The organism is Acinetobacter puyangensis (assembly GCF_900096995.1).
Taxonomy (GTDB): domain Bacteria; phylum Pseudomonadota; class Gammaproteobacteria; order Pseudomonadales; family Moraxellaceae; genus Acinetobacter; species Acinetobacter puyangensis.
On record NZ_OANT01000014.1, the window covers coordinates 1 to 15266 of the forward strand.

Sequence of the window (15266 nt, forward strand, 5' to 3'; positions counted from 1 at the left end):
ACCCAATCGCAATGGACCCAGGTCTGCGTTTTGCGATTCGTGAAGGTGGTCGTACTGTAGGTGCTGGTGTTGTTGCGAAAGTAACTGCATAATCACTTTTACAGTTGTAAAGAAAGCACTCCTTTTAGGGGTGCTTTTTTTGTTAGACAAAATAATAAGTTGTCCTTATCTGATATTAAACTGTCCTGTTCATCACCTATAGTATTTTCAATAAATCAGTAATATAAAACGATCAAAGCTTAAGTGTTCCCTATCATTGTGATTAATGATAAATTGGAGATGAAATAAAATGAATGCGAAAGTAAACATTTCCAGTCGTGCCGGTGCCAGCTTCCCTGTACGTCGAATGAATTTTGATTTTGAGCAAGTTCCGCAATATTGGGCCAGTGAATCTGCCGGCATTACTCACTTTTTGACTGCGTTATCGGCATTATTTCCTGCGGGTGAAAAGTTTTTTATTGACTCTGTCCGTGCGGTACGCAAACACCCACTGATTAAAGATGATGAAAGATTACAAAAAGAAATTAGCGCATTTATTGGTCAAGAAGCCATGCATACTCAAGAACATGTGGGCTTTAATGCCTCGGCACAAAAATATGGTCATGATGTGGCGACGCTAGAAAAGAATACCGATACAGTGATACAAACCGCACGCAAGGTTTTTGCCAAAGTGGTAAAACCGTTTGGTATGACGCAAGAAATGGTGGATCTTACCGCAACAACAGCATTGGAGCACTTTACCGCAACGATTGCTTCACAGTTATTAACCAATTCGCATATTCAGGATTTGATGACTGATCAAACCATGGCAAATATGTGGTATTGGCATGCGATTGAAGAGAATGAGCATAAAGCGGTGGCTTATGATGTGTATGAAGGTGTGTTTGGGCAAGGTATAAAAGCATATACACTGCGTACCAGTGCTTTGGTTTTCGCCATGACACTGATTTTTCTAACCCAATCTTATTTTGTGTTGCGTTTATTAAAACAGGATCAAAAATTAAATTTAAAAGAACTGCGCATGATTTATACTTATGCTTATAGTCCGTCGAAAGGCATTATTACAGGTATGACACGAGAAATGCTGGCTTATTTTAGGCCCAGCTTTCACCCAAATGATCTGGATACCAATGCCTTATTGGCTAAATGGAAAGCAAAATTAGGCCTATAAAGTTTTAAGCCAAAAAGAGCAAATTCATTGCTCTTTTTTTTGCTTGGATTAAAATGCTTAAAATTTTTAGAATTAAAGCTATCATGATTCGTTTGATGCAAACACAGGATATTGATTACGTTGTCCGTATTGAGCAACAAGTCCAATTCCATCCATGGACCAAAACACAATTTGCCGACAGTATGTTGCACCATCAGGCGACTGTGCTTGAAAAAGATAAACAAGTAATAGGTTTTTGTATTATGCAACCTGTACTGGATGAGGCCAATTTACTGCTAATGGCTGTTGATCCGCAGCATCAAGGGCAGGGATATGGTTTGGCCATATTAGAAGATGCCATTGCGCGATTAGGGGAAAAATGCATACAGATTTTTCTTGAAGTGCGTGAGAGTAATTTGGCAGCAATCGCCTTATATGAAAAAGCTGGTTTTCATCAGATTGATCTGCGGAAAAATTATTATCCAGCCCCACAGGGTAAAAAAGAACACGCCATTATTATGGCCAATCTTCTCAATACTGACACTTTTAATTTTAAACTAGATTAACGACTTAATTGTGATGGTAGGGTGGTGAGCAGTGAATCACCCAGACGCTGTACCTCTTCATCGGAAAGATGATGTGTTAATCGATGCCATTGTCCATCTAGTAATACCTCCAGTGGACTATATTGGATTTTATAGTTCATTTTTGTAGCGTGCGGTACCCAATAACCTAAGTAAAGGTAATCGAGTCCCAGCGTTTTGACATATTCAATCTGTTGCAAAATGGAGAATACGCCCAGACTGCGTTTGCTTTCTTCCGGTTCAAAAAACGTATAGACCGCAGATAGACCATCATCTAGTTGATCACATGTGGCAACACTTAATAATTGCTGATCTTGCCATAATTCCAGAAAGAAACTATCGGTACAGCTATGTACTAAAAACTTTTCAAATTGTTCATGATTGGGCGGGAACATATCACCATCAAAATGACGTAAACGGATATATTTTTCATATAGTTCATAATGATGATATTGCGCTTCATGGGTTGGTGTAATTTTAAGGTTTAAATCCTGATTACGTTTCCATGCTTTTTTTTGACTGCTGTTTGCCACAAAGTCATTGATGGGAATACGCGCAGACAAACATTGCCGACACAAATGACATTCTGGGCGATAAATAAAGTCACCACTACGACGGAACCCGGAACGTGACAATTCTGATAACGTGACGGTATCAATTCTTTGAACCGGATCTAAAAAAACCATACGGGCAGAACGACGTGACAGATAACTACAATCATGTGGTGGTGTGATGTAGTACTGCAAATCATCAAGTGACGTCAAGGGAGTGTATGATTTCATAGCTTAACTCAGTGTATTGCGTGTAGTTTTTTATGCAATGCGACCTCATAAGAAGAAAATACACTGTTTTGGTAGACTTTCCAATCAATTTGTGGCTGATTTACCACATTTTGTAATGTGCTTAAAAAATCAAAGCGTGTAATTGTTGTAGCGCCCAGACTTATCAGGTGATCATTGGGTAATTGACAGTCAACCCAAGGCGATTGTTGTTCATGGCAAAGTAGCATTAAACAGTAAAAAGCCATTTTTGAGGTATCAGTTCGGGTATTGAACATGGATTCGCCGAAAAAGCCTTTGCCTAGATTGAGTCCGTATAGACCACCAATTAATTCATCTTGATCCCAGATTTCGATGCTGTGGGCAAAGCCAAGTTGATGCAACTGAATATAGCTCTTGATGATGTCGGAGCTAATCCATGTTTCCTGACTATAACTGCGTGGTGCAGCACAGCTTTTAATGACTTGTTCAAAGGCACAATCAATCCGGATTTGATAATCTAGCTTTTTCATCGTGCGGATCAGGGTTTTACTGGGCACAAATATTTCTGGATAGATAATGCAGCGTGGTTCCGGACACCACCAGCAAATTGGTTCATCCTGATTAAACCATGGAAATAAACCGCGATGATAGGCAGCCAGTAAAGTCGATGGTTGTAGATCACCGCCTATACAGATCAGTCCTTGGCCATCGGGATCGGCAACTTCGGGATCTGGAAAATCATATATGCAATTAAAATTCATTGTGAACGATCAATTAATCCAATGCTAAGCATAAATCTTGTGGGTGTAGATAAAAGAAAAGAGCGCTATCGCTCTTTTCTTTAGAATGCTCTATTTGACATTGTTGTCCAGATAGAGATCGGCATCGAGTGCCGCCATACAACCCGAACCCGCAGAGGTAATTGCCTGACGATAAATATGATCAGCGACATCACCTGCGGCAAATACGCCAGCTATACTGGTTGCAGTCGCATTACCATGTGTGCCACTGTTTACCACAATATAACCGTCTTTTAGCTCAAGCTGACCTTGGAATATTTCAGTATTCGGTTTGTGACCAATGGCAACAAATAAGCCTTGAACCTCAATATCTTGAGTAGAATGATCCTGAGTTGATTTGATACGAACACCAGTAACACCAGTTTGATCACCCAATACTTCATCAACCTGATGATTCCAGATAATGGAAATCTTGCCTTCTTTTTCTTTGGCAAATAAATGATCTTGTAAAATCTTTTCAGAACGTAAGCTGTCACGACGATGTACCAGCGTGACATGCGCAGCGATATTGGAGAGATATAAAGCTTCTTCTACCGCAGTATTACCACCACCCACAACCATTACTTTCTGGTTCTTATAGAAGAAACCATCACAGGTCGCACATGCACTGACACCTTGTCCCATAAATTTCTGTTCAGATTCTAGACCAAGATATTGTGCTGTCGCACCTGTTGCAATAATTAAAGCATCACAGGTGTATTCTTCCATATCACCTTTGAGGACAAAGGGACGGGTTTTTAAATCTACTTCATTGATGTGATCATATAAAATTTCTGTACCAAAGCGTTCTGCATGGGCTTGCATACGTTCCATGATTGCAGGACCAGTCAAACCTTCTTCACCACCCGGCCAGTTATCAATTTCCGTAGTCGTGGTTAATTGGCCGCCAAGTTGTAAACCAGCGATAAGAACTGGTTTAAGATTTGCACGTGCAGCATAGACTGCTGCGCTGTAGCCGGCAGGGCCAGAGCCTAAAATAATGAGTTGAGAGTGACGTGTACTCATATCAATTTTCCTGAAACTTATTCATGTGATTTATGTGGTTGTGAGAATTATACGTGAAATATGCTTGAAATTGGCGGTAGTTTGGTAGAGTAATGTTGATTAAAGATATAGGTAATCTCGATTTTAGTTGAAAAAGCCAATCGAAGCGAAGCACAATCATACAAACGGACAAGATTTTCTAATTGAAGCAGTGCATAATATACGCTAAATAATGATTTCAAGATTTAGGCATTTATAAATGTGCCAAAGCTAGAATAGGAAAATAGATGAGTGTAGTGAACGGTAACTATGCACAACGTGTTTTAAGTACCATTTTTTTGGTGTCTTTTGGGATTTACTTGTTTTTGGCGACAGTAACCTACACCCCATTTGATCCAGGATGGATGCATGTTTCAAGTGATACGCAACAGGTGAGTAATGCCAGTGGTGTAGCAGGGGCGTGGGTCGCCGATATGCTCTATGGCTTATTTGGCTGGGCAGTATTATTGTTACCATTGTTTTTATTTATCGAAGCAATTCAGGTCTGGTGGCCACGTAGTTATTTAACACGTCCATTCCGATATGCTGCGCAGTTTTTTATTTTGCTGACCACGGCGGCACTGTTGTATTTCCTCTGGCAGGTACCCAGTGATGCTTTAGTCAATGCATCTGGTGGAATCATTGGTTATGAGGTTGCACAAAGTCTGGCGAGTATCTTTAGCCAAATTGGCGCAATTATTTTTTTGATTGTGTTTTGCGTCATTTTATGGACTTTGGCATTTAAAATTGAGTGGCTCAATGCAGGTCAACTGGTTCGTTCCATTCCCGGTTATTTGCAGGATATTTTTTATAAAAATGTACCTGCTGAAGCAGAAGATTACGATTTGAGTCTGGGCCGTGAAGAAGCAAAAAAACATGGTGCGGTGGCAGCAAATCGTCAACAAAAAGTTGCCGAACATTCGGCAGTAGCCACTCAGGAAGCGACGCAAGCTGATGACTATGATTTTGTTGAAGAGCAACTTCAGAGTGATGCAGAAATTCGTCAATTAGAAGAGAAAATTATCACTAAACCCAAGATTACTGAAGCAGATAACGTGCCTGTTGCAAATGTTTCGCCTAAGCAGACGGTACAAAGCGGTGAAGTATGGCGAGCAGTTGCCGGGCAAACAGATACAGTTGACAGCCATACGGATTCAGAGCACGCATCTTTGTCCCTAACAGATAGGGCAGGGCAGGCTGAAAACGAAACAATTAGTGAAACAGTTGCATTGCACACGCTACAGCAGACCGATTCTCATGATGAAATGGTTCAGTTAATTGAGCAGGCGGATCGTCATTTACAGGAACTGCCAGAACGTAAAGCGACATCTTTACCTTTACCAAACGATCTGAATGACACCATTCTGGACTGGAGTGATGATGAAGTATTTGATGAGCTATTGGCAGCTGTACCGCAGGATCAACAGAAAAAAATAGAAACACCAGCAGCTTCTATAACGACTCAAAAAGATCTTAGGGTGGATGCCCCTCAATTTGGTCATCGCGAAGTATTGAGTGCGGGAAATACCACAGACATAAATTCTTCGATTTCTCCTGTGGCAACACAAGAGGCAGAAGAAAACAAGCCGTTGAGTAAACAAGAATTTATAGAAGCATGGCATGAAACGGCAGGTAAACCACAAGAAGAAGAGTTTGACTGGGACGATCTGGATGCACCTTTAACAGATGCTTCGGGACGTCCTGTATCACATGCTTTTCAAGTGCTGGAAAAACGCAAACATTTGTCGCCTTTGCCGGGTCTGGATTTACTGGATCCTGTTGATCCAAATAAGAAGGTGAATTTTACTGCCGAACAACTGAGTCGGTTATCTGAATTACTGGAAATTAAATTACAGGATTTCAATGTCAAGGCAACTGTGATCGAAGCGCATCCCGGCCCTGTGGTCACACGTTTTGAACTTGATCTTGCGCCTGGGGTAAAAGCCTCGAAAGTGACCAATATTTCCCGAGATTTGGCACGCTCCATGTCTATGGCATCTGTTCGTGTGGTGGAGGTGATTCCGGGTAAACCTTATATCGGTATTGAAGTGCCCAATAGTGCCCGTGAGATGGTGCGTTTGATCGAGTTATTGGAAACTCCTGCCTATCGTGATCCTAGTGGTTTGATCAGTATGGCCATGGGTAAAGATATCTCGGGTAATCCGGTGCTTGCCGATTTGGCCAAAGCACCACATATGCTGGTGGCAGGGACCACAGGTTCGGGTAAATCGGTTGCAGTTAATGCCATGATTTTATCTATGTTGTTAAAATATCCACCTAAAGAATTACGTTTAATTTTAATCGATCCAAAACAGCTTGAGTTGGCAAACTATAACGATATTCCGCATTTGCTTACACCCGTAGTTACCGATATGAAAGATGCGGTAAGTGCCTTGAATTGGTGTGTAAATGAAATGGAACGCCGTTATAAACTGATGTCATTTTTGAAAATTCGTAAAATCACCGATTACAATCGCAAGGTTGAAGAGGCCATTGCCCGCGGTGAGGACTTAATTGATCCAACCTGGAAACCAAGCGATTCGGCAACACAGGATCGGGCACCTCGTTTACAGCCTTTACCGATGATTGTGATTGTTGCCGATGAATTTGCAGATATGATCATGCAGGTAGGTAAAAAAGCCGAGGAAATGATTACGCGTCTCGCACAAAAGTCGCGTGCTGCCGGGATTCATTTATTGCTTGCGACACAACGTCCATCGGTGGATGTGATTACCGGTTTGATTAAAGCCAATATTCCTACTCGAGTGGCGTTACGGGTTAACTCTAAAATCGACTCGCGTACTATCTTGGACGCAGGTGGAGCAGAAGACTTGCTTGGTCATGGTGATATGTTATTCCTCGGACCGGGTAAAATTGAACCGGAACGTGTACATGGTGCCTTTATTTCCGATGACGAGGTAAACCGGATCTGTGACGCATGGCGAGAACGTGGTTCGCCGGATTATGTCGATGAGATTCTAACGCCATTTGATGAAGAAAGTGGCTCAAATGGTGGTTTTGATTCCGGTGATGGTGATCCAAATCGTGATGCGCTCTATGATCAATGTGTTTCTTTTGTTTTGGAAACCCGCAAAGTTTCGGTTTCTTCATTACAGCGTAAATTTAGCCTAGGTTATAACCGTGCAGCGCGTATTGTCGATCAGATGGAAGAAAATGGTATCGTCAGTCCAATGGGCCCCAATGGTAAACGGGATATTCTGGTATAATATTTTTCATTGTGTATTCAGCCTCAACAATGTTGGGGCTTTTTAATTAATTGGTACGGCCAAAAAGGTTGTGATCAAGATAAATAAACTAAGGAACTTCATATGTTCATGGCGTTAATGACATTGGTATTTATCCATTTGTGTGCCCTGATTACGCCTGGACCGGATTTTTTTCTGGTGTCGCAAACTGCCATTAGTCATTCTCGCAAGGACAGTTTTTATGTCGTATTGGGTATTAGCTGTAGTGTCATGGTTTGGGCATTATTGGCATTGCTGGGACTAAATATTATTTTTGAAAAAATGGCTTGGTTAAGGCATGTTTTATTTATCTTGGGTGGCATTTACCTGTGTTATTTAGGTATACAAATGCTGCGTGCTGCATTTGCTAAAAAGTCTGATCAAGCGCCAACCATGCTGATTTTACCGCAATCAGGTGTACTATTTTTCTTAAAAGGTTTTTTAACCAATTTATCCAATCCCAAGGCAGTGATTTATTTTGGTAGTGTATTCTCATTGTTTTTGGTTAATCCCAAACTTGAGGGTTTGCATACCTTATTGTTATTCATCGTTACCATTGAAACGGTGATCTGGTTTAGTCTGGTCATGTTGGTATTTTCCATGCCACGTTTTAAAGCAGCCTATGAAAATGCTGCGCGATGGATTGATGGGATTTCAGGTGGGATTTTTACCCTATTTGGGCTGTATTTAATCGGACATAAATAATGAAAATAAAAGAAGCCTGAACATGCAGGCTTCTGGATTAAAAAGGTAAAGTTTATTTATTTAAGCAAACTTTGCCAATACCTCTAAAAATGCTGTGCTTTGACTCGGGTAGTGTGCAATCACATCAGTAATGGTTTGTCCCTGAGGATTTTTAGCATTGACATCACGACCATCTGCAACAAATTTTGTTAATAGACGTTCAAAATCAAAAGGACGCATGTGTTTAAAGGCATTATAGAGCACATGATAATCTGCATTTACGCCTTGTGGTGGTAACTGATTTAAATAGGCAAATACACGATCATCAGACCATTCTTCATTAAAGGTTGCTGGCTGTGATACTGCCATGAGGTTCTCCTAAAATTTTAATCCAATAAAAAGGCAAAAAACAGATATATACTGAATTTTGCCTTTATTCAATCTACACCGTCAACAAAAAACTTTGCGAGATAGATCTCTCATGTCGCAAACATAGACGAAGTGTCAACAGACCCTATTTATCTTCGGGTAAATTGATATTCATTTCAAGCATTTCAATATTTGCTTCGGAACGAACTTGCATGTTGATATTGGTTTCATCAACCCCACGCACATATCGATTGACCACCTGTAAAATTTCTTTTTTCATCTGGTCAATTTTATCTTGGCTTAAACGACGACCCAAACCTTGTTCAGAAGCGACAATCACTTTTAAACGGTCTTTTGCAGTTTGTGCACTACTTGGTTTTTCGTCTCCGCTAAATAATTTACTCCAAAATCCTGCCATGTCTATGCTCCAAATAATCGAGCTAACCAACCTTTCGGTTGTGCTTTAATATGACGATAAGGACGATCCTCGCCGAGGAAGCGGGCTACAAAATCATCATAGGCCTGGCCACCTTTAGACTCTGTAAACAGAATCACAGGTTTACCTTCGTTGGATGCCTGTAAAACGCTTGGACATTCCGGAATTACACCCAGTGTAGGTACACGTAAGATGTCTTCGGAAATGTCTTCAATGGTCAGCATTTCCTGCTTATCAGCACGTTCTGGATTGAAACGTGTGATACACAGATGTTTGCGGATACGTCCTTCTTTTTGTTCTACTTTTTTGGTTTTGCTATCGAGCATGCCGATAATTCGGTCAGAATCTCGTACAGAGGAAATTTCTGGATTGGTCACGATAATAGCTTCGTCGGCATGGTACATGGCAAGGATAGCACCACGTTCAATACCTGCGGGAGAGTCACAAATAATATAGTCAAATTCTTCTGACAACTCATCCATTACCCGTTGTACACCTTCATCAGTTAACGCATCTTTATCACGGGTTTGTGAGGCGGGAAGGATATACAAGTTATCAATATCTTTATCACGGATTAAGGCTTGCTGTAATCTTGCTTCATTGTTGATGACATTAACAAAGTCATAAACAACTCGGCGCTCACAGCCCATGATCAAGTCCAGATTACGTAGTCCAACATCAAAATCGATGACAACGGTCTTATGGCCTCTAAGCGCAAGGCCAGTCGCAAATGAAGCACTGGTAGTGGTTTTACCAACTCCGCCTTTGCCGGAAGTTACGACAACAATTTTAGCCACCGAATATACTCCTGTTAGGTATTCCTGCCCTGGAAAAGGGCTTTATCGATATTTTAGCCTACCTTAAATGGATAAAGGCTCAAATTCAAGTTCTTGATTGTGATTTAAGTAAATTTGTACCGCTTTTTTAAAATATTCGCTTGGAATATCTTCTGCCACATAATAAGTTCCTGCAATTGAGATCAGCTCAGCTTCAAGACTATTGCAAAAAATGCGGGCATTCATATCACCGCTGGCGCCAGCAATGACACGACCACGTGCAGTGCCATAAATATAAATGTTCCCCGAAGCAATAATTTCGGAACCGCTATTCATGCTGGCAGTCAATACAATATCGCCATTTTCCTCAACCAGACTTTGACCTGTACGTAAAATTTCGTCGTGGTAGACCGTAGGAAGAGCAACAGGTTTGATCACCGCGACTTTTTCGAGTACAGCTTCTTCTGTATGAACAGTTTGAGATGTGGCAGTGATGCGTTGTACTGGCTGGTCAGGCGAGATCACAGGAAACTGGATGGCACGTGCATCATCGCCCAGAACACCATCAACGGCAGCCATCGGCTGGAGTTTGTATTCAATCAGTAATTGAATCAATTCGATCAATTCTTGTGGAACAGTACTGTCAATAATGACCAGTGTACCGCTGTAATCATCATCGGCAAGAATTGCTGAAAGTTGCTGGCGGATATGATCGAGGTCATTGGTTTCAAAAGTCAATCTGGAAAAATTGACCATGCGTCCTGTGATACGAATATCAGCCATATGTGTTCCTTATGTGCAAATAGTCTAAAATGCTAATTGCGAGATAATGTATGTAAATGCTGTAATCCTAGTGGAAATTACCAAAATGTTCTACCCCAAATCGCCAATTTCATCAGACTGTTGATGAATTCAGCGACTTTTTATTTGAATGATTTTTCATTTAAATTATTTTCATCCAAAAGTTGTTGCCAGTGTTTAATTTTGACCTGCTCGCGAATACCGTTTAAGCTTTCACGGACAACCGATTCAACTAGTGCATCGATTTTTTCAGACCTTAAGGGCACTTGACTGATCTGAGTCGAAATTTCACTTAACAATGGATTGGCATTTTGCTGGCTAAACTGCGTTTGTTGGCTAAAAGGCGCAATAATACCCTGTGTGATATTTTCTCCCAGACGTTGTCCAATTGACTGGATTTGCTGTTCGATACGACCACCGACAATTGGAATCAGTCTTAACAATTGTGTCAGTTCCGGTGTATCTTCTATGGCCTGATTAACGATCTGGCCAATATTTTTACTGATATTATCCTGTTGTGCGGCCAATGCCTGAGCCAGTGATTGTTGTAGGGTTTCGGCTAAGGTATCAGCAAAAAGGGCACGGTGATGATCAATAATATTATGGATAATTTTATTGTGTATGTTGCTGGTATCAAGTTCTTTTTCGATTTGATTGAGTGCAGTCAGCACGATACGATCAGTCAGTTCTTCCATGACCACTTCATAATAAAATTTGACCCGAACCAGAATCCAACGCGGTACCACTTTATAACCCAGCTCATGTAAGCGATAAGCAATCACGCCGGCACGTAACAGTCTTAAAAAACGCAACATTGGGATAATGGCGAGTACTTCATACCAATGAATAAAAGGAAAAAACCACCAGCGACGATGATGTTTTCCAATGATGGCAAACACCCAACGAATCACCAGCTCGGAAATCAGAAAACAGATAAAATAAAAATCAATACTGCGAACAATCGGACTAAGTTGCTCGATATAGAATAGTCTTTCGCTATTTATACGTAGAGATTGAGCGATCCATGCACCAAAATCACTTAGAATAAATGCCTGTAAACCTAAAATGATGAGGTTAATCACGATGAGTGCCATCATCAACACATCGTAGGCAAGAAATTGTTTCCATTGCCAAGTAGTGTGGTCAATTGGACGAAAACTACTTTTCGCCTTATTTGGGGTGGCCATATTCAATCTCTTTAGCGAGTTGGATTATTGTAAATTTGCTTTCATTTGTTCGATACGTAGATCTTTTTCTTGCCAAATTTGATCGACCCATTGCTGGAATTTTTCCCGATAGGCTGGGTCATCTTCATAATTCCCGCTATTGATCCATTCCGGCAAGTCAATTTTTCTTAAGTCAACTGCAATCCGCGGTACGTCACCGAGCCAGAACTCGCCATAACCCGGTACACCATCCGGGTAAACAATGGTCATATCGACAAAAGCGTCAATTTCATCGTTTAAAATATTGAGTGCCAATGCCAGACCGCCTGCTTTGGGTTTCAGCAGGTTTTTATAAGGCGAATGTTGTGCAGCATGTTTTTCTACGGTAAATCGTGTACCTTCCAGATAATTTAATAAAGTAAAAGGCTGACTTAATAGTTGTTGGCAAGATTTACGTGCTTCTTCCATATCCCGAGTTTTTAATTGTGGATTTTTGGCAATTTCGGCTTTACTGTGCCGCTTCATCATGGGAAAGCCCAAAATCTTAAATGCCTGACCAACAAACGGAATAAAAATAAGTTCCCATTTGGTAAAAAAACGGGTGAGCGGCATCCGCGATACACCAAAATATTGATTAACCGTTGTATCCACCCAACTTTGATGATTACAGATCATCAAATATCGTCCTTGCATACTCAGGTCGAGTTTTTCATCAACCGTGATGGTCCATTTGGTATTAGGCAATACATGGTCAATCAGCCAGTTGTTGATACTCAGCCAGCTATTGGTAATTTTAATATTGGTTTCATCCACCTTTTTTGAATTGGCAATGAGTTTGGTTAAGCCCAATGCCAGAACCGGTGGACCATGCAGGAATGTACTTGCGGTAATGGTAGAGGCAACAGAGACACCACGACTGATTTTTTTTAACAAAGTATTGGATTTGGCCATTATCTACTCACGATCATAAGGGCTTATTGATAATTTTTTTCACCAGATATCAATAGAGCTTAAATAATGAAATTGTTAAGTTGCAACCTTAGCAAAGATTTTTAAAGCTGTCATTCCTATCATTATGAAGTAAGATGGAATAGTTTTATAACTGCTTTACTTATAAATATTACAAAATGTAAAAATAAACCGCTTTTTTTACAATATAGCCATGGAATAGGATTTTTATTGATTGATAATAGCCATATAGCAAACATAACAGATGGAGATATACAATGCGTGCATTCGCTATTTCAGCGTTGATCGGGGCAGTTGCATTAACTGGTTGTACAACTGATCCTACAACTGGTCAAAGAGACTACAACAAAACTGCAATTGGTAGTGTTATTGGTGCTGCTGCTGGTTATGGCCTTTCTAAATCGAATGCCAATTCCAGTTCGCAAAATAACCGTGGTGCCTTGATTGGTGCTGTGGTTGGTGGTGCAGGCGGTTATATTCTGGATCAACGTGAGAAAAAATTAAAAGAGCAACTGGCAGGATCAGGTGTAAGTGTAGATCGTAATGAAGATGGTTCAATTGGCTTGGTTATGCCAGGTAACATTACTTTTGCGACCAATGATGCAACCATTAATCCACAATTCTATGCAACACTGAACAAAGTTGCACAACAATTGAATGATGGTAAAGTTGCTGTTGTGGTATCTGGTTATACCGATAGCACAGGTAATGATTCGATCAATATTCCATTATCTCAACGTCGTGCCCAATCAGTACAAAACTATTTAATTCAACAAGGCGTACCCTCTAACCGCATCAATGCACAAGGTTATGGCGCAAGCAATCCGATCGCAAGTAATGCGACTGCTGATGGTAAACAGCAAAACCGTCGTGTTGAGCTGAGCATTTACGCAGTATCTTAATATTTAAATCAATGTTAAAAAAACCACGCTTCAATAGCGTGGTTTTTTATTAGAGTGATAACAGTATGGGGTGTATCACCAGTAACCCAAGACTTTCCACCACAGCCCGCCAATAAAGATAAAAATGATAATTTCGACCACACTCATGACAAATCCGGCTTTCCACCATTCGCCTAGCGTAATATAGTTTGAACCAAAAATAACCGGTGAAGTGCCTGTTGCATAATGCGTCAGCGTCATCATGATGCTGGAGGCGGCAGCCATAATCAGGGCAAAAAACATTGGTGGCGCACCTAATGCCAGACCAGCAGTATAAAATGCTGCAAACATTGCTGTGATATGTGCAGTCGTGCTGGCAAACATATAATGTGCATATAAATAGGCCAACATTAATAATAAACAAGCCGGTATCCAACTCCATCCGAGTTGTGCAATGTTTGACTCCAGAATCCCGGAAAACCAGCCGATTAGTCCAAGTTTGTTGAGGTATGTTGCCATCATCACCAATGCCGCAAACCAGGTAATGGTATCCCATGCACTTTTTTGTGTCAGAATGTCATCCCAAGTCAGTACACCCGTAATTAATAATAAACATAAGCCCAAAAAGGCTGTGGTGGTTGCATCAACAGTCCAAGCCTCACCAAAAATCATGGCAGGAATACCGGCCCATAACAATAATAAAATCCCAAATACACCGAGCATGATCAGTTCATGACGACTAATACCGCCCATCTCTTTGAGTTTTTCTTTGGCAAACTGGGTGGCGTTTGGTGTTTGTTTAACTTCAGGTGGATACATCCAGTACAATACCAAGGGCATGATGATCAGACAAATCAAGCCGGGTAATAACATGGCAATTGCCCATGTGGTCCAGCTCAGGGAAATCTGACTATTGGTGGCTTTTGCGACCAGATCAACCACGAGAGGATTGGGGGCAGTTGCAGTAATAAACATGGCAGAGGTAATCGGATTGGCATGATAATTTACCAAGGATAAATATTTACCCATGCGATTTTCTGTGCCTTTTTCCGGATCTGAATCGTAACTGTCGGCAATCGCCCGTACAATCGGATGAATGATCCCACCGCCACGTGCGGTGTTACTTGGCGTTACCGGTGCAAGTAATAGTTCCGACAAAACCATACTGTATCCGATGCCAATGGTGCGTTTACCCCAAACAGCAATAAACATATAACCGAGTCGTGCACCCAAACCAGTTTTTTGTAACCCCTTTGAAATCATGATAGAAATACCAATTAACCAGATGAGGGGATTGGCAAAACTACTTAAAGCATCTTTCATCGCATCACTTGGGTTGGGATTGGTGACACCGGTAATGGCGACCAGCATGATGGCAATGATGGCGATGGCACCGATGGGCATGGCCTTACCAATAATGGCCGCAATCACACCGACAAACATGGCCAGTAAATGCCATGCTTGAGGTTCTACGCCTTGCGGTACAGGAATGACAAACCAGATCATCAGGGCAATGACCAGCGCAATGGCAGTTGGAATAGGTTTAAAACCGAACATGATGTCCTCTATTGTATTTAGGTCATAGGACCGAGTGTGAGGGATATAGATGACACTATTATAA

16 protein-coding genes are annotated in these 15266 nt (G+C 41.1%); 6 read left to right on the plus strand and 10 right to left on the minus strand.

From position 1 onward, the window contains the following. From CRO21_RS16075 to rimI, 3 genes are all read left to right on the plus strand, one after another. A partial coding sequence (locus CRO21_RS16075) for an EF-Tu C-terminal domain-related protein (RefSeq protein ID WP_019509660.1) occupies positions 1-92 on the plus strand: 92 nt, incomplete at its 5' end. A 197-nt stretch (positions 93-289) separates the two neighbouring features. Next, positions 290-1171 (plus strand): metal-dependent hydrolase, encoded by an 882-nt coding sequence (locus tag CRO21_RS16080; RefSeq protein WP_097080332.1) that lies wholly within the window; start codon positions 290-292, stop codon positions 1169-1171. Between the two features lie 83 nt (positions 1172-1254). Beyond that, the gene (gene rimI / locus CRO21_RS16085; RefSeq protein ID WP_097080398.1) at positions 1255-1716 is read left to right on the plus strand and encodes a ribosomal protein S18-alanine N-acetyltransferase; all 462 of its coding nucleotides are present in this window, start codon (positions 1255-1257) and stop codon (positions 1714-1716) included. Here the strand turns inward: rimI and CRO21_RS16090 are convergent. The 3 genes from CRO21_RS16090 to trxB all read right to left on the minus strand — a co-directional run bounded on the left by CRO21_RS16090 (position 1713) and on the right by trxB (position 4300). Continuing rightward, entirely contained in the window at positions 1713-2516 is an 804-nt protein-coding gene (locus CRO21_RS16090) for an arginyltransferase (RefSeq protein WP_097080333.1), read from the minus strand. The genes rimI and CRO21_RS16090 overlap by 4 nt on opposite strands. Positions 2517-2524: 8 nt before the next feature. Further along, positions 2525-3256 (minus strand): leucyl/phenylalanyl-tRNA--protein transferase, encoded by a 732-nt coding sequence (aat, locus tag CRO21_RS16095; protein ID WP_097080334.1) that lies wholly within the window; start codon positions 3254-3256, stop codon positions 2525-2527. A gap of 90 nt (positions 3257-3346) precedes the next feature. After that, positions 3347-4300 (minus strand): thioredoxin-disulfide reductase, encoded by a 954-nt coding sequence (gene trxB, locus CRO21_RS16100; protein ID WP_097080335.1) that lies wholly within the window; start codon positions 4298-4300, stop codon positions 3347-3349. A 266-nt stretch (positions 4301-4566) separates the two neighbouring features. Between trxB and CRO21_RS16105 the strand changes: the two genes are divergently transcribed. Together CRO21_RS16105 and CRO21_RS16110 are read left to right on the plus strand one after the other, a co-directional pair. After that, complete coding sequence (locus CRO21_RS16105; protein WP_097080336.1) at positions 4567-7545, plus strand: DNA translocase FtsK; 2979 nt, start codon at positions 4567-4569, stop codon at positions 7543-7545. A 102-nt stretch (positions 7546-7647) separates the two neighbouring features. Beyond that, positions 7648-8268 carry a LysE family transporter gene (locus tag CRO21_RS16110; protein ID WP_097080337.1) on the plus strand — a complete coding sequence of 207 codons (621 nt, stop codon included), beginning with the start codon at positions 7648-7650 and terminating at the stop codon, positions 8266-8268. Between the two features lie 60 nt (positions 8269-8328). On the opposite strand, the gene CRO21_RS16115 is transcribed toward CRO21_RS16110, so the two are convergent. From CRO21_RS16115 to CRO21_RS16140, 6 genes are all read right to left on the minus strand, one after another. Beyond that, the gene (locus CRO21_RS16115; protein WP_097080338.1) at positions 8329-8616 is read right to left on the minus strand and encodes a PA4642 family protein; all 288 of its coding nucleotides are present in this window, start codon (positions 8614-8616) and stop codon (positions 8329-8331) included. 145 nt (positions 8617-8761) lie between these two features. Further along, positions 8762-9034, minus strand: coding sequence for a cell division topological specificity factor MinE (minE, locus tag CRO21_RS16120; RefSeq protein WP_087620272.1), 273 nt, complete (start codon positions 9032-9034; stop codon positions 8762-8764). Positions 9035-9036: 2 nt separating this feature from the next. After that, positions 9037-9849 carry a septum site-determining protein MinD gene (minD, locus tag CRO21_RS16125; protein WP_097080339.1) on the minus strand — a complete coding sequence of 271 codons (813 nt, stop codon included), beginning with the start codon at positions 9847-9849 and terminating at the stop codon, positions 9037-9039. A 63-nt stretch (positions 9850-9912) separates the two neighbouring features. Continuing rightward, entirely contained in the window at positions 9913-10611 is a 699-nt protein-coding gene (gene minC, locus CRO21_RS16130; RefSeq protein WP_097080340.1) for a septum site-determining protein MinC, read from the minus strand. A 140-nt stretch (positions 10612-10751) separates the two neighbouring features. Beyond that, a complete protein-coding gene (locus CRO21_RS16135; RefSeq protein ID WP_097080341.1) occupies positions 10752-11816 on the minus strand; it encodes a hypothetical protein in 1065 nt (354 codons plus the stop codon). Positions 11817-11840: 24 nt separating this feature from the next. Beyond that, a complete protein-coding gene (locus CRO21_RS16140; RefSeq protein ID WP_097080342.1) occupies positions 11841-12746 on the minus strand; it encodes an acyltransferase in 906 nt (301 codons plus the stop codon). 275 nt (positions 12747-13021) lie between these two features. Between CRO21_RS16140 and CRO21_RS16145 the strand changes: the two genes are divergently transcribed. Then, the gene (locus CRO21_RS16145) at positions 13022-13666 is read left to right on the plus strand and encodes an OmpA family protein (RefSeq protein WP_097080343.1); all 645 of its coding nucleotides are present in this window, start codon (positions 13022-13024) and stop codon (positions 13664-13666) included. Between the two features lie 75 nt (positions 13667-13741). On the opposite strand, the gene CRO21_RS16150 is transcribed toward CRO21_RS16145, so the two are convergent. Next, a complete protein-coding gene (locus tag CRO21_RS16150; RefSeq protein ID WP_097080344.1) occupies positions 13742-15202 on the minus strand; it encodes a DASS family sodium-coupled anion symporter in 1461 nt (486 codons plus the stop codon). Between the last annotated feature and the right edge of the window lie 64 nt (positions 15203-15266).